This is a genomic window from Streptomyces sp. NPDC088387, from assembly GCF_044753385.1.
Lineage (GTDB): Bacteria > Actinomycetota > Actinomycetes > Streptomycetales > Streptomycetaceae > Streptomyces.
In genome coordinates this window covers 672,092-687,032 of record NZ_JBIVNC010000001.1, presented here as the reverse complement: position 1 = coordinate 687,032, position 14,941 = coordinate 672,092, and the positions used below count along the sequence as shown (strand labels likewise).

The 14,941-nt window shown below is 71.0% G+C and carries 14 protein-coding genes; 4 read left to right on the top strand and 10 right to left on the bottom strand.

Annotated features, from left to right (window positions below):
• Positions 1 to 187: 187 nt before the first annotated feature.
• A complete protein-coding gene (gene proP, locus ACIQAC_RS03150) occupies positions 188 to 1,594 on the bottom strand; it encodes a glycine betaine/L-proline transporter ProP (RefSeq protein WP_402186427.1) in 1,407 nt (468 codons plus the stop codon).
• 473 nt (positions 1,595 to 2,067) lie between these two features.
• Here proP and ACIQAC_RS03145 point away from each other — a divergent pair, with 473 nt between their 5' ends.
• Positions 2,068 to 4,119, top strand: a complete 2,052-nt coding sequence (locus tag ACIQAC_RS03145) for a bifunctional glycosyltransferase 87/phosphatase PAP2 family protein (RefSeq protein WP_402186426.1) — start codon at positions 2,068 to 2,070, stop codon at positions 4,117 to 4,119.
• Here ACIQAC_RS03145 and ACIQAC_RS03140 read toward each other — a convergent pair.
• The gene (locus ACIQAC_RS03140) at positions 4,116 to 4,412 is read right to left on the bottom strand and encodes a hypothetical protein (RefSeq protein ID WP_402186424.1); all 297 of its coding nucleotides are present in this window, start codon (positions 4,410 to 4,412) and stop codon (positions 4,116 to 4,118) included. The genes ACIQAC_RS03145 and ACIQAC_RS03140 overlap by 4 nt on opposite strands.
• Before the next feature lie 440 nt (positions 4,413 to 4,852).
• On the opposite strand from ACIQAC_RS03140, the gene ACIQAC_RS03135 reads away from it, so the two are divergent.
• Entirely contained in the window at positions 4,853 to 5,953 is a 1,101-nt protein-coding gene (locus ACIQAC_RS03135; protein ID WP_402186423.1) for a M48 family metallopeptidase, read from the top strand.
• Positions 5,954 to 6,066: 113 nt separating this feature from the next.
• Here ACIQAC_RS03135 and ACIQAC_RS03130 read toward each other — a convergent pair whose 3' ends face one another.
• Together ACIQAC_RS03130 and ACIQAC_RS03125 are read right to left on the bottom strand one after the other, a co-directional pair.
• A complete protein-coding gene (locus tag ACIQAC_RS03130) occupies positions 6,067 to 6,543 on the bottom strand; it encodes a hypothetical protein (RefSeq protein ID WP_402186422.1) in 477 nt (158 codons plus the stop codon).
• Between the two features lie 49 nt (positions 6,544 to 6,592).
• Positions 6,593 to 7,762: a steroid 3-ketoacyl-CoA thiolase gene (locus tag ACIQAC_RS03125; RefSeq protein WP_402186421.1), complete on the bottom strand. Its 1,170-nt coding sequence runs from the start codon at positions 7,760 to 7,762 to the stop codon at positions 6,593 to 6,595.
• A 307-nt stretch (positions 7,763 to 8,069) separates the two neighbouring features.
• Here ACIQAC_RS03125 and ACIQAC_RS03120 point away from each other — a divergent pair, with 307 nt between their 5' ends.
• Positions 8,070 to 9,305: a cytochrome P450 gene (locus ACIQAC_RS03120; RefSeq protein WP_402186420.1), complete on the top strand. Its 1,236-nt coding sequence runs from the start codon at positions 8,070 to 8,072 to the stop codon at positions 9,303 to 9,305.
• A 317-nt stretch (positions 9,306 to 9,622) separates the two neighbouring features.
• Here the strand turns inward: ACIQAC_RS03120 and ACIQAC_RS03115 are convergent, their stop codons facing one another.
• The 4 genes from ACIQAC_RS03115 to ACIQAC_RS03100 form a co-directional block, all read right to left on the bottom strand.
• Positions 9,623 to 10,882 (bottom strand): NAD(P)/FAD-dependent oxidoreductase, encoded by a 1,260-nt coding sequence (locus tag ACIQAC_RS03115; RefSeq protein WP_402186419.1) that lies wholly within the window; start codon positions 10,880 to 10,882, stop codon positions 9,623 to 9,625.
• Positions 10,879 to 11,130 carry a ferredoxin gene (locus ACIQAC_RS03110; protein ID WP_402186418.1) on the bottom strand — a complete coding sequence of 84 codons (252 nt, stop codon included), beginning with the start codon at positions 11,128 to 11,130 and terminating at the stop codon, positions 10,879 to 10,881. Before ACIQAC_RS03110 ends, ACIQAC_RS03115 begins: the two co-directional genes overlap by 4 nt.
• Positions 11,127 to 12,041 (bottom strand): pyridoxamine 5'-phosphate oxidase family protein, encoded by a 915-nt coding sequence (locus tag ACIQAC_RS03105; protein ID WP_402186417.1) that lies wholly within the window; start codon positions 12,039 to 12,041, stop codon positions 11,127 to 11,129. Before ACIQAC_RS03105 ends, ACIQAC_RS03110 begins: the two co-directional genes overlap by 4 nt.
• 116 nt (positions 12,042 to 12,157) lie before the next feature.
• Positions 12,158 to 12,622: a VOC family protein gene (locus ACIQAC_RS03100; RefSeq protein ID WP_402186415.1), complete on the bottom strand. Its 465-nt coding sequence runs from the start codon at positions 12,620 to 12,622 to the stop codon at positions 12,158 to 12,160.
• A gap of 210 nt (positions 12,623 to 12,832) precedes the next feature.
• On the opposite strand from ACIQAC_RS03100, the gene ACIQAC_RS03095 reads away from it, so the two are divergent.
• Entirely contained in the window at positions 12,833 to 13,414 is a 582-nt protein-coding gene (locus ACIQAC_RS03095; protein WP_402186413.1) for a CGNR zinc finger domain-containing protein, read from the top strand.
• A gap of 168 nt (positions 13,415 to 13,582) precedes the next feature.
• On the opposite strand, the gene ACIQAC_RS03090 is transcribed toward ACIQAC_RS03095, so the two are convergent.
• Positions 13,583 to 14,272, bottom strand: coding sequence for a YoaK family protein (locus tag ACIQAC_RS03090; RefSeq protein ID WP_402186412.1), 690 nt, complete (start codon positions 14,270 to 14,272; stop codon positions 13,583 to 13,585).
• A gap of 232 nt (positions 14,273 to 14,504) precedes the next feature.
• Positions 14,505 to 14,921: a transglycosylase SLT domain-containing protein gene (locus ACIQAC_RS03085; protein WP_402186410.1), complete on the bottom strand. Its 417-nt coding sequence runs from the start codon at positions 14,919 to 14,921 to the stop codon at positions 14,505 to 14,507.
• Positions 14,922 to 14,941 lie beyond the last annotated feature (20 nt).

Here is a 14,941-nt window from a genome sequence, read left to right as displayed (position 1 = left end):
CCGGTCGCCGGTCGCCGGTCGCCGGTCGCCGGTCGCCGGTCGCCGGTCGCCGGTCGCCGGTCGCCGGTCGCCGGTCGCCGGTCGCCGGTCGCCGGTCGCCGGGCCGGAGGTTACGCCGGGGGGCAGGTCGGAGGGGCAGGTCGGCGGTCAGGCACGGGGGAGGGCAGGCCTCAAGCTCGACGGCCGGTCAGGCCCGGGGTTCGACCGCCGGTGCGGATCCCGGCAGGGGCCGTCCCGCCGACTCCTTCATGAACCACACGGCGACACCGCCGATCACGGCCGCGGCCATCATGTAGTAGGCGGGCATCATCATGTTCCCGGTGGCGCCGATCAGCGCGGTCACCACCAGCGGGGTCGTCCCGCCGAAGAGGGACACCGAGACGTTGAAGCCGATGGACAGGGAGCCGTAGCGCACCCGGGTCGGGAACAGCGCCGGGAGCGCGGACGGCATCGCGGAGGTGAAGCACACCAGCAGCAGACCGAGCGCGCCGGTGCCGAGGGCGACCGCGAGCAGACTGCCCTCGCGGATCAGCAGCAGCGCCGGTACGGACAGCAGCAGGAAGCCCGCGCAGCCGACGGCGATCACCGGACGGCGGCCGACACGGTCGGAGAGCATCCCGGCGAACGGCTGGACGGCCATCATCAGCACCATCACACCGAGGACGACCAGCAGACCGTGCGTCTCGTCGTACTTCAGCTCGCTGGTCAGATAGCTGGGCAGGTACGACAGCAGCATGTAGTCGGTGACGTTGAAGACCAGCACCAGGCCCACGCAGAGCAGCAGCGCGCGCCACTGCCCGGTGACCATCTCGCGCAGCGGCACCCTGGGGCGGTCTGCCTCCGCCTTCTCGACCTCGGCGGCGAACGCCGGGGTCTCTTCGAGCCGCATCCGCAGATACAGCCCGACGATGCCCATCGGGCCCGCGATCAGGAACGGGATCCGCCAGCCCCAGGACAGCAGGTCGTCGCTCGACAGCAGGGCGGTCATCAGCGTGACCAGGCCCGCGCCGGCGACGTAACCGGCCAGCGTGCCGAACTCGAGCCAGCTGCCGAGGAACCCGCGCCGCCTGTCGGGGGCGTACTCGGCGATGAAGGTGGACGCGCCCGCGTACTCGCCGCCGGTGGAGAAGCCCTGCACGAGCCGTGCGGCCAGCAGCAGGATCGGGGCGCCGACGCCGAGGGTGGCGTACGACGGAATGAGGCCGATGGCGAAGGTGCCGGCGGCCATCATGATCATGGTGACGGCGAGGACCTTCTGCCGGCCGACCCGGTCGCCGAGCGGGCCGAAGACCATGCCGCCGAGCGGGCGGACCAGGAACGCGGCGGCGAACGCGCCGAACGTGCTCAGCAACTGCGCGGTCGGGTTGCCGGACGGGAAGAAGACCTTGCCCAGGGTGACCGCGATGTAGCTGTACACGCCGAAGTCGAACCACTCCATCGCGTTGCCGAGCGCGGCGGCGCGGACGGCGCGCTTGACGAGGGCGGGGTCGGTGACGGTGACGGTGGCGTTGGCATCGGGACCGAGGGCGGGCTGGGCCGTGGGGGTCGGCCTGGCGGCGGGGGACAGGAGGGGGTTGGCTGGGGCGGCCGGCAAAACTTCGCTCGCCTACCTTTCGACGGGGACAGGGACGCGGAGACCCGCGGGGACAGGGACGGGGACAGGGACGGGGACGGGGACGGGACTGGGCCGGAGCGGGTGGCCGGAAGGCGTCCGGACACGGGCCGAAAAGTGACCATAGGTGAGCCGACGGGCATCACGTGGGGTGAAAAACCACATACATGCCGTGTACAACTACGGTGTGCGCTGCACCGTCGGACCGACCCCCATCAGGCGATCGCGGGACGAACTGTGATCCTTGTCGCGTCCGAGTGTGATCCGCATCGCTCCCCGCGGAGGCAAGCGAACCCCGACGCCAGTATCGTCATCCGGACAAAAGAAGAGCGGACGTCAGGTGAATCGGGGGTAGCCTGCGTCTCTCTCCGGGGGCGGTGCGGGCCTCTCATGGTTCGCGAAGGGACCTCACGCAAGGGACGCGTGGGGCGGACGGGGCGGGAGGCCGACGAGGCGTGGCGAATGCGGAACACAGCGGGCGACCGGCGGAAGCGTTCGGAGCGACGGCCGCCGGCACGGCCAGGGCGCGGGTGCGTGCCGCGCGTCTGGGGCTGTGGCTGGTGGTCGCGATCCTCGCCGTCCGGCAGATGGCCGTTGTCCTCAGCACCCCGCGCGGTGAGCGCCTGACCGACCTGGAGACCTGGGTCGGCCCCAACGGTGTGCTGCACGTCGAGGGCTCCCTGTACGACACGACCCGCTTCACCGGCACACCCTTCGGCGGGCTTGTGCTCAAGCCCCTCACCCGTGCGGCCGAACAGGCCCTCGGCTGGGGCTGGACCTTCGGCACCCTGCTGCTGGTCGTCGCGCTCGGCCTGGTCGCCGCGCGTGCCCTGCCCCAGCCGATCAGCCGCCGTACGTCCCTGTTCGCCGCGCCGATCGCGATCTGCCTGCTGATGCTGTCGCTGCCGGTGCGCAACACGCTCTGGCTCGGCCAGACCAGCATCATCCCGGTCCTCCTGGTCCTGCTCGGCTGCTTCGCCGTACGGGGCCAGCGGGCGAGCGGTGTGCTGATCGGCGTCGCGGCCGCGCTCCAGCCGACGGTCCTGCTGTTCGTGGCGCTGCTGTGGTTCACGGGCCGCAAGCGGGCCGCCGCGTCCACCGGTGTCACCTTCGCCGCGACGACCGCGCTCGCGTGGGCGGCGATGCCGCACGACTCGTACACCTACTGGGTGCACCACATGGCGGGCACCGGCCTCGGCGGCGCGGCCAACGACCTCGCCAACCAGTCCCTGCACGGCCTGCTGCTGCGGCTCGGACTCAGCGGCCCGCTGGAGATCGCCCTCTTCCTGCTGCTGGGCGCGGCCGTCGCCTACGTCGGCCTGCGCCGCGCGGTGCGCTACGCCCGCGACGGCCAGCTGCTGCTCGCGGTGGCGATCACGGGCTGCGCGGCGATCGCCGTATCCCCGACGACATGGCAGCACCAGCTGCTCTGGGTGCTGCTCGCGGTGGTCGGCCGGGTCGGCAGACGGGCCTCCGACCGCTACGTCTGGCCGGTCGCCGTCATCCTGGTCATGACCCTGCCGGCGAAGATGATGCTGCCGAACATGGCGGCGCTGTATCCGCTGCGGGACAACGTGGTGCTGCTGGCGGCGATCGCGGCGGCGACGGTCGTACCGTTCCTGTCCCGCACGTCGGAGTACTACCGCACCCCGATTCCGACGGACTACGCGCCTCCGGTCCCGGCGCGCTTCGCCCGCGTCCCGCTGCTGCCGTTCCTGCGCAGGGTCCTGTCCCGCCCGAACCTCCTCCTGGAACTCCTGCTCATCCGGGTCACGTACGCGGCCTACCAGAAGGTCAGACTCGCGGCGAGCGGCGACGGCATGACGAGCGGGCGGGTGCGTGCGGAGGAGCACGGCCGGCAGATCCTGGACCTCGAACGTCTCCTGCACATCGACATCGAGCACGCGATCAACCACGCCGTGGTCAAGGTGGACTGGCTGCGCGGCTTCTTCGACTTCTACTACACGTCGTTCCACTTCGTGGTGCCGCTGTCGGTGCTGGCGATCCTGTACTGGCGCCGCCCGGTCGACTACCGCTGGGCCCGCGCGTCCCTGGGGCTGACGACCCTCCTGGCCCTGGTCGGCTTCTGGCTCTACCCGCTGGCGCCGCCGCGTCTGATGCCGAACCTCGGCATCATCGACACGGTCCACGGCGTCCAGGACTTCACCAAGCCGGACTACGGCACGCTGACGTCCCTCACGAACCAGTACGCGGCCATGCCGTCACTGCACTTCGGCTGGTCCCTGTGGTGCGGTCTGGTCATCGCGATCGTCGCGCCGAAGTGGTGGATGAAGGCACTGGGGCTGCTGCACCCGCTGTTCACCGTCTCGGCCATCGTGGCGACCGGCAACCACTGGGTACTGGACGCGGTGGGCGGAGCGGTGGTTGTGGGCGCGGGATTCGGCCTGGCCTACGTGTTCCAGGGCCCCCGGGCCCGTGTGGTGACGGGTGTCGCGGAGAAGCCGGAACGAGAACCTGTGCTGGAGGACTCGGGCCGGGGACGCTAGGCCGTCAGCCAGAGTGCCGAGCTGGTGAGGATCATCCGGTACAGCGCCCGCAGATAGGCCTGCCGGAGCAGTGCGCGGGCGGGGTCGAACACCGCCGTGACCAGCGTGAGCGACCATTCCCACACGAAGGCGACCAGCTGCGTGACCAGCATCCGGTGCGCGTAGACGACATGGTCGGCCGGGGCCTCGGCGTACGCCGCCGGGCCCGGGCCGGGGTTCCGTAACTGCCGCGCGTCAGGCACGGCCTGGCCCGTCAGGGCGACGAAGAGGCCATGGAGGGCGTCAGAAGCCATAGGTTCCGCAGTCCTGTTCTGAGGGGGCGGGAGTACTGAAGGCGGGGCCAGATTAGTTCCGGCCCGGCACAAACCCGCGACGAACCCCACCAGACGCACACCAACAGGCAACTTGTGCTGCATCAAGAGGAAATGTGGATGCACAGACGGCTGAGCCGGCGCGTTTTGCGCTCCGGGCGTCGTCGTGATCAGCTCTGCCTGTCATGAACACAGGGCCCCTGGGGAGGGGGCCAGGGGATGGGGAGGGTGCGCGGGTGCGTGCTGTGGGGGATCAGGTGCTTCGGGGCTGTCCGGAGTGCGGGGCCGAGATCCGGGCGGACAGGCGGTTCACCGCGTGGTGTGGCAGTTGTGAGTGGAACGTGGATCCGGAGCCTCCCGAGGAGCGCGTGGGCCGGCTGGAGCGGATGCGGCGCCGGCTTGCCACGCGGCACGGTGAGAGGTTGCTCCACTCATTGACCTCGCAGGACGGCGACGGCCAAGGGCGCGATGTCTTCGGTGTGTTGGCGTACGCGCTGGCGCTCGCAGTGCACAGCGTGACCCTGGTGCTTGCCGTGTGCGGGGTCTGGCTTCTCGCCGGTGTGGGCGGCGGGTTCGGCATCACGGCCGGGCTGGTGCTGCTGGCGTTCGCGTGGTCCCTTCGGCCGCGGCTCGTGCGGATGCCCGAGGACGGCGTGGTGCTCCGCCGGGACGAGGCGCCGGAGTTGTACGCCCTCATCGACGAGGTCGGACGGGTCGTGGGCACGCGTGGTGTCGACGTCGTGGTGGTCAACGGCGAGATCAACGCCGGTGTGAGTGTGCTGGGCCTGCGGCGGCGGATGCTGGTGGTGGGGTTGCCTCTGTGGGAGGTGCTCGCTCCGCGCGAGCGGATCGCTCTGCTCGGCCATGAGCTGGCGCACTTCGTCAACGGAGACACCCGGCACGGACTCGTCGTCACGTCCGCGTACCGGACGTTGGCCACGTGGCATCACTACTTCAGCCCGATCAACGATGCCGTCGGCTGGCTACAGATGCTCACCAACCTCGCGATCGTTCCGTTCCGGCTTCTGACGAGCGGGTTGCTCTCGGTACTTGATCTGCTGTCCGTGCGGGCCTCACAGCGGGGCGAGTACCTTGCCGACCGTGCTGCTGCCCGGGTGGCGTCCACCGACGCGGCGGTTGGCCTGCTTGATCGGCTTCTTGTGATCGAGTCCGTCGAGATCTCCCTGCGGCGCGAGATCAACAGCCGTCGGATGGGCGGTCCCGGGCGGCCGAAGGCGCGGGACGCGGGGAACGGGCTGTGGGACGAACTCGCGTCCAGCATGGGGGAGATCCCCGACTTCGAGTACGAGCGCCGGCGTCGCGTGGGTGAGCGGCGCGGCCACAGTGTTGATGCTACGCATCCGCCGACCCATCTGCGTCGCCGTCATCTGCTGGAGACGGCGTCCCTTCCCGCGTCCTTGGGCGTCGACGGCGATCGGGGAGCGCGTATCGGTGTCGAACTGTCCGGCGCGCGGGCCGACGTGGCCCGGGTGCTGGTCAGGGACGGGCTGGACGGGGACTGAGCGGACCGTGACGCGGGGGCGTGCCGAGGTGTACTGCCGGAGGCGCGGGGATCATCCCCGGTGAGTCCCGGTGAGTCCCGGTGAGTCCCGGTGAGTCCCTGAAGTCAGGGTTGTCACTCGCCATCGTCCGTCCACTTCTCCCGGCACAGTCGGCACGTGCCCCATCTTGGTTTGTCCCAGTCGTGTTCGACGCGTACGTGGCCGTCGATGTGGCCGCACTCCTTGCAGATCCACAGGTAGTCGCAGTGACTGGCGCCGTGGACCTTGTGGTGGACGGTGACCTCGACGGGGTGTTCCGACCGGGGGATGGTGTTGACCGCCACCCGGCGGTGGGCGTGCGCGGGCAGGCTCTTCTCGTCGCCGCAGCGTTCGCAGGTCGCCACCTGGAGACAGGGGTCGTCGCGCCGCACGTAGTGCCCGTACGCGTGCTGCTGTTCGGCGCCCCACAACCGGTCGCAGTGCGCGCAGCGCCACTCCGCCGCGCACGGGTCGGTGGGGTGGCCCAGCTCCTCCGGCGTGACCAGGTGGTACGCGTGCATCGCGAACCGGCACAGCGCACGGCGCGCCCACGTGAACCTCGACGTGTTCATCGTCGGGAGCATTGCCCACACCCGGCGGACCGCGCCACCCCGCCACTCCCTACAGCCGCTGAATAATCGTCCCCGTGGCCAACCCACCCCCCGCACACATAGTCACCAGCGCGAACTCCTTGTCCACCCGCTCCAGTTCATGGAGGGCCGTGGTGATCAGGCGGGCCCCCGTCGCTCCCACCGGGTGGCCCAGGGCGATTCCGCCGCCGTTGACGTTGACTTTCTGGAGGTCCTGGTCGAAGACCTGGGTCCAGCTCAACACCACTGACGCGAACGCCTCGTTGATCTCGACCACGTCGATGTCCTTCAGGGACATGCCCGCCTTGCCGAGTACCGCGCGTGTCGCGTCGATCGGGCCGTCCAGGTGGAAGTGCGGGTCGGCTCCGACGAGCGCCTGCGCGACGATCCGCGCCCTCGGGCGCAGCTTCAGCGCGCGTGCCATCCGTTTCGACGCCCACATGATGGCCGCCGCGCCGTCGCTGATCTGTGAGGAGTTGCCGGCCGTGTGGATCGCCGTCGGCATCACCGGCTTCAGGCGGGACAGCGCCTCCAGGGACGTGTCCCGCAGGCCCTCGTCCCGGTCCACCAGGCGCCACATGCCCTGGCCCGCCGACTGTTCCTCCTCCGTCGTCGGGACCTGCACCGCGAACGTCTCCCGCTTGAAGCGCTCCTCCGACCAGGCCGTCGCGGCCCGGGTCTGGGAGAGCAGGCCCAGGGCGTCCACGTTCTCGCGCGTCAGGCCGCGCAGCCGCGCGATGCGTTCCGCCGCCTCGAACTGGTTCGGCAGGTCCACGTTCGCCTCGTCGGGGAACGGCTTTCCCGGGCCGTGCTTCGAGCCCGAGCCCAGCGGCACCCGGGACATCGACTCCACGCCGCAGCTGATGCCGACGTCGATGACGCCCGCCGCGATCAGGTTGGCGGTCATGTGCGACGCCTGCTGCGAGGACCCGCACTGGCAGTCGACGGTCGTCGCCGCCGTCTCGTACGGCAGGCCCATCGTCAGCCAGGCCGTGCGCGCGGGGTTCATCGACTGCTCGCCGGCGTGGGTGACCGTACCGCCGACGACCTGCTCGACGCAGTCGGCGGGGATGCCCGTGCGGCCCAGGAGTTCGCGGTAGGTCTCGCCAAGGAGGTAGGCGGGGTGCAGATTGGCCAGTGCGCCTCCGCGCCGGCCAATCGGCGTACGTACGGCTTCGACTATCACGGGTTCGGCGGCCATGGGGGATGGTCCTCTCCTCCGGATACCCGCGCGGCGCGGGAGTCCCGGCCCGCCCGCCACGCAGAACAAGGAAGAACTAGTACGTGTTCTAGTTCATCCCTGGCAGTCTGCCGATGTGGTGCGCGTCACTGCAAGGGGCGTGCACTACCTGAAGTAACCCCGGCCGTCCGGGTGGCGTGATCCATGCCGGCTCCGCACCGCGATTTCGCCGCCGCACGGCTATTGCTACTTGTAGAACCCGTTACTACCTTCTCGGGAACTCGCTTCTGATGAGCCGTCAGATGGATGACATGGCTGGAGCTGCCGTATGCCCTGTCCAGCGCTTCCCGACGGGTTCGACTTCACCGACCCCGATGTGCTGCACCACCGCGTGCCCTTCCCGGAGTTCGCCGCACTGCGGCAGGCCGAGCCGGTCCGCTGGATCCCGCAGAGCGGCAACGTGGCCGGATTCCAGGACGAGGGCTACTGGGCCGTCACCCGGCACGCCGACGTCAAGTACGTGTCCACGCACCCCGAGTTGTTCTCGTCCACGGTCAACACCGCGATCATCCGGTTCAACGAGCGCATGCAGCGCGACGCCATCGACGCACAGCGGCTCATCCTGCTGAACATGGATCCGCCCGAGCACACCCGTGTCCGCCAGATCGTCCAGCGCGGGTTCACCCCACGCGCCATCCGCGCGCTGGAGGAACGGCTCCGCGCCCGCGCCCACTCCATCGTCCAGGGGGCACGCGGCCACACCGGGCCCTTCGACTTCGTCACCGAGGTCGCCTGCGAGCTGCCCCTCCAGGCCATCGCCGAGCTGATCGGCGTACCCCAGGAGGACCGCTCGAAGATCTTCGACTGGTCCAACAAGATGATCGCCTACGACGATCCCGAGTACGCCATCACCGAGCAGGTCGGCGCCGAGTCGGCCACCGAGATCCTCGCCTACGCCATGAACATGGCCGCCGACCGGAAGCAGTGTCCTGCCAAGGACATCGTGACGACGCTCGTCGCCGCCGAGGACGAGGGGAATCTCGCCTCCGACGAGTTCGGGTTCTTTGTGCTCATGCTGGCCGTCGCCGGGAACGAGACCACGCGCAACGCCATCACGCATGGGATGCACGCCTTCCTGACCAACCCCGAGCAGTGGGAGCTCTACAAGCGGGAGCGGCCGGGCACCGCCGCCGAGGAGATCGTGCGCTGGGCCACGCCCGTCGTCGCCTTTCAGCGGACGGCCACGCAGGACACCGAGCTGGGTGGGAAGACCATCCGCAAGGGGGAGCGGGTCGGGATCTTCTACTCCTCCGCCAACCACGATCCCGAGGTGTTCGAACGGCCCGACTCCTTCGACGTCACTCGCGATCCCAATCCGCATCTTGGGTTCGGTGGGGGCGGACCGCACTACTGCCTGGGCAAGTCGCTTGCCGTGCTGGAGATCGAGCTGATCTTCAACGCGATCGCGGACGCGATGCCGGGGCTGCGGCTCGTCGGGGAGCCCCGCCGGCTCCGGTCCGCCTGGATCAACGGGGTCAAGGAGCTTCAGGTCAGTACGTCCTGAAGCGGCCCGCGCCCCGGTGCTCGGGCCGACGGCCTCCCGGCGCCGTCGGCCTGAGCACCGGACCACCGGGCCAGCAGGTCACCGGACCACCGGACCACCGGACCACCGGGCCACCGGGCCACCGGGTCACCGGACCAGCAGGTGACCGGGCCACCGGGCCACCGGGCCACCGGGCCACCGGATCACCGGGCCGCCGGCCAGCAGGTCACCGGGTCACCGGGCCGCCGGCCAGCAGGTCACCGGGTCACCGGGTCACCGGGTCACCGGACCAGCAGGCCAACAGGCCCCCGGGCCAAAGGTCCACCGGGCGGCCGGCGTCACGGATTCCCGTCCGCGGCCAGCCCCCCGGCCGCCACCGCCGCCAGGTCCGCGGCGAGTTCCTCCCTGTACCGGGTGATACGCGCCGCCCGGTTCGCGGTGAGCGCCCCGACGAGCCGGTCGTCGCGGTAGTAGGCGATGTCCAAACGCCTTTTCGCCACGTCGAGTTCACGGGTCTCCGCCCGGTCGGCCTCCCTCGGCAGGCCCACGGCCCGGAAGCGGACGCCGAACTGCGTCGACCAGAACGAGGCGACGGGCCGGTGGACTGCCGGGGCATCCGGGTTGAGGAGCGCGTGCGCCGCGGTCCTGGCCTGTTCCACCGCGTTGCTCCAGTGGCCGAGGTCGAGCAGTCCCGTCGCGTGCGGGTGGGGGAACCGTGTCACGTCCCCGGCGGCGACGATCCGCGGACAAGGCCGGCCGTCGGCCCCCAGGGCGCGCGCCGACGCGTCGGTCACCAGGCCGCCCCGGTCCAGCCGCAGACCCGAGCCGACGAGCCACTCGGTGTGCGGGGTGGCTCCCAGCGCCAGCAGCACGGTGTCGGCGCCCACCCGGCGCTCCGGCCCCGACGTGCCGCCGCCGAGGGTGGCGGAGGTGACGCGCCCGTGCCCGCGCCCGCGCCCGTGCAGCGCGGTGACGGGTGCGTGGGTCAGCACCGACACGCCCGCCGCGCGGTGCAGGTCGGCCACGAACGAGGCCGCGTCCTCGCCCAGCGCCCGGTGCAGCGGCGCCGGACCCCGGCAGGCGAGCAGGACGTCGTGCCCCGACTCGTGTGCCGTCGCGGCGACCTCGCAGCCGAGGAAGCCGCCGCCCGCGACGAGGAGCCGTCGCCGCGCGCCGCCGAGGTCGCGCCGCAGGGCCACGGCGTCGTCGAGCGTGCGGATGGCGTGGACGCCTTCGGCGGGCAGGGGGTGCGGCCAGGAGCGGGCGCCGGCGCCGGTCGCGACGACCAGGCCGTCGTACGGGACGATCCGCCCGTCGTCCAAGTGCACCGCGCGCCCGTCGACGTCCAGACCGACCGCCCGGCGACCGTACGACTCCGTCAGGCCGAGAGCCGAGGTGTCCGCCAGGGCCAGTGCCGGGTGGCCGGCGTCGGAGGTGAGGAAGTCCTTGGACAGCGGCGGTCTGTCGTACGGGCCGTAGGGCTCCGCTCCGATCAGGATGACGGGACCGGTGTGCCCGTACTCCCGGAGCGCCCGCGCCGCGTTGAGCCCGGCCAGCGACGCGCCGACGACGACCACATGCGGGGGAGGGGTGGTCATCTCGCGTGCGCACGCCCGGGGGCGGAAGCCCCGGTGGTGTGCTCGACGCGGATCGCCCGGACGGGACAGGCCGCCGCGGCGGCGACGACCCGCTGGTACTGGGCGGGATCGGGGGACGGCTTGTGGACGAGGACGTCGTCCTCGTCGAACGCGAACACGTCGGGCGCCGCGAACACACACTGGCCGTGGCTCTGGCAGAGGTCCATGTCGACGATCACGGCGAGGCCGGTGACGGAGGGCTCGGTCATGTGCCTGTTCCTTCGGGGGCGGTCGGGGGATTGAAGCGGGAGTACTGGGGAGCGCTCCAGCGCAGCGGCGAGGCGTGGTCGACGCGGACGACCTCGCGGACGGTGAAGTCGACGACGCGCTGCGCTCCGGGGAGAACCGTGGCATGGGCCGGGTCCCAGTCGACGACCGCCGTGCCGGTGACGTGCAGGAGGGTGCCGGTGGTCCAGTCGGGGACCAGCAGGCCCGCGCGGGGGTTGACTTCGAGGTTGCCGAAGGTGTTGAACATCGAGTTGCCGACGTAGTCGGGCCAGCGCAGCCGGTCGGGTCCCAGGACCCGGAGGAATCCGGGATTGCCGCCGCGGTGGGAGGCGTCGGCGTTGCCGTCCTGGTCCGCCGTGGCGACGAAGAAGGTGTCCGTCCCTTCGACCAGCACGATGTCTTGTGCGGTGAGCGCGTGGCCGCGGCGTGGGACACCGGGGGTGACGGGCCGCCGTTCGGGCACCCGCTTCTGGATGTACTTCGGGCAGTTGGCGTAGATCTGCTCCAACTCGACCGCCAGACCGTGCCCGTGGGGGCGGGCGGTGCCGTTCATACGCATGCGCCGCCGGGTGCCGGGCTCCACGGCGATCATGCCGAGGCGGGTCCGGCCGGTGAGGGTGGCGTGGAGCGGGTCGCCGGGGGAGGGGGCGGCGGCGATGTCGAGGGACGACGGTCCGTCGACGGTGATGAATCCCGGCTCGCCCGTCAGCAGCGACGACCACACCGCTCCCTCGTGGTCGGCCGCGCCGACCACGAGCATCGGCTGAGCGGCGAGGAACTCCGCGGCCACGTCGGGGACCTCGGTCATGATGGCGGCGGAGACCGCCCGGGCGGACGCCGCCAGGCCCGCCCTCTTCTGCACGGCCAGTTCGCCGTGATGGTAGGGATCCATGTCTCCTCCTCGGGTGTCGTCGAAGTCGTGCCGGGGCGGTGCCGGGGTGTTTCGGGGCGCTCCCGCGCCCTTTGCGGTGCGCTCCCGCGCCCTTTGTGGTGCGCTGCCCGGGACTCCTAGAAGAAGCCGCAGGTCGGCTCGGAGCCGGACGGGGCCGGGGAGCCTGCCACGCCGGAGGCCACGAACAGCTCCAGGCGGATGCCGTCGGGGTCGTTGAAGAAGATGCCGCCCGAACCGGCGCCCTCGCCGTGTGCCACCACGCCTTCGTGGACGAACTCCGTGCCCAGTTCCCGCAGCAGCGACTGGACCGCGGCGATCTCGTCCAGGGAGTCCACCTGGAAGGAGAGGTGGTGCAGACCGGCGGTCCCGGTGGCGAACCCGCCCCCGCTCTGCTGCCACAGGGTCACGACGATCTCGTCGCCGCGACCGAGGAACGCCCAGCGGCGGCTCTCGTCCTTGCCCTCGGCGAGGGTCTCGAAGCCGAAGACCTGCGCGTAGAACGGCAGCGACCGGTCCAGGTCGGTGACGCTGAGGCCGACGCGGCCCGTCCGGACCGTGGCGGGGGCGAAGGCGGTGGTCATGAAGGTCCCTTTCGGTGGATGCGGAGGGGCAGCGAGGTGGGTGCGGAGGGGCAGCGATGTGACGCGAGCGAGCGCTCGGTATAACCGGTGAAATGGACATTAATGGTTGACGGCTGCGCATGCAACCGCTGAAAATTTCTTAGCCGGTTAGAATTCGGTGGTGTGATGGCATCGCCCCCGACATGAACCCGAGATGAAAGGGCGCACCGCATGAGCGCCTCCCTCGTCCACGCCCCGGAAGCGGACCCCCGCCCCCTGCTCGGGGAGCCCCTGCCGCTCGACCTGCTCAACACCCGCTGGATCGACGACGGCGGCACCCATGACCTGCTGGAACGACCCGGCGGCCTCGCGATCTGGCTCTCCTCCGCCGGTCTCGTCGACGTCGCGCCGGACAGCCAGGAGACCCTCGGCGCCCTGCTGGCCACCCGGACCGCCCTGCACGCGATCGTCGCGGGCGAAGGGGGCGACCCCGAGCTGTCGCGCGAGATGCTCAACGACACGCTGGGACACGGCCGTATCCGCCGGGTACTGGGGCGGACGGGCCCGGAGACCGCCGTGGAGACCGACACTCCCGGCTGGCTCGCGGCCTGGCGCTGTGCCGAGCTCTATCTGCGCCTGCTGGAGGAGGGGCCGGACCGCATCCGCAAGTGCGCCAGCCCCGTCTGCGTGCTGCACTTCTACGACACGAGCAAGAACGGCGGCCGTCGGTGGTGCTCTATGACCTCGTGCGGCAACCGGGCCAAGACCCGCCGGCACTACGAACGCCATCAGGGCGGCCCCGCAAGAGCTTGAGGCGACCCTGCGCCCCCAAGAATCAACCGGCTAGCGCGCCTTCAACGGTTAATCCTCGCTCACCGCACTCGTGCGATTCGTGATCGGCACCGGCACCGGCACCGGCACCGGCATCGGCATTGGTATCGGCATCGGTATCGGCATCGGTATCGGCACGGCCGGCAAGGGCTAGTTCTTCCCCGACGCCACCACCGCCAGCGTCCCCGCGAGCGCGGCCACCACGAGCAGTGGCACCCCCAGCCCGTGGTCGAGCACCAGCCACGCCCCGAGCAGCGCGCCGCTGAAGAGGCCCACCACCGCGCCCGCCCGAACCACCGCGCGGGCGCCGGTGCCGCCGCCGAGCGGGGACTCGGCGGCCAGCATGGTGAGGGTCGTGGTGACGACGGTGGTACTGGCGAGGCCGGGGACCCCGAGGTAGCGGACGGTGGCATTGCGCAGGCCCATGGCCAGGGCGGTCACCGAGAGCAGGACGTACGGCCGTACCGAGTCGTCCGGCATCGTGAAGGCGACCACGGCCGAGGCGAGGAGCAGCGCCGCCTCCACGGCGAGGGACACGCGGGCCCAGGTGCGGCGGGACGGGCCGGACAGGCGGCCCGCGAGCCGGCCCCCGCCGACCGCGCCGACGAGAAACGCGCCGATCGACGTCAGCGTGTGCGACACGGAGAAGCCGGAGGCTCCCGCGGTGGCGAAACCGAGGACCACGACGTTGCCCGTCATGTTCGCGGTGAAGACGTTGTGCAGGCCCAGAAAGCTGATCGCGTCGATCATGCCGCTGCTCACGGTCAGGAGGAGCAGGACGTACGTCAGGCGCAGACCGCGTTCTTCCCGGCTCTTCGGAGCCTCCGTCTCGGCGTTCATGGCATCAGTGGACCACGGCCGCGCGGGGCCCGCCCCGGTGCCGGCCGGGTACGGCGAAGGCGGCGGCCCCGGGGATCATGGGGCCGCCGCCTTCGCGTCGGGGGACTGCTGGGTCCGGCTCACCGCCTTCGCGTCGGTGGACTGCCGGGTCCGGCTCACCGCCGGTCGTCGGGCGACGTCGGGCAGTGGCAGGTCCGGCTCACGCCGGTCCGCACGGACGTGCGGGGTCGGCTCAGTACCAGCCGTTCGCCTGCCAGAAGTTCCAGGCGCCGACGGGGCTGCCGTAGCGGTCGTTCATGTAGTCGAGACCCCACTCGATCTGGGTCGCGGCGTTGGTCTTCCAGTCCGATCCCGCCGAGGACATCTTCGAGCCGGGCAGGGCCTGGACCAGGCCGTACGCGCCGGAGGAGGAGTTCGACGCGTCGACGTCCCAGCCGCTCTCGTGCTCGACGATCTTGGAGAAGGCGTTGTACTGCGAGTTGTTCGGGATCATCTTCTTCGCGATCGCCTTGGCCTCGGTCGGCGAGGCGGCGCTCGCGGCGTGCGCCGGAACGGCGGTGAACGCCATGCCCGCGGTGGCGGCGGCCAGGGCGACGGCGGTGACGGCCTTCTTGGGGGACGCGATACGGCGGATGAGCGAGGCGGACACAGTGAACCTTTTCTTCGGGG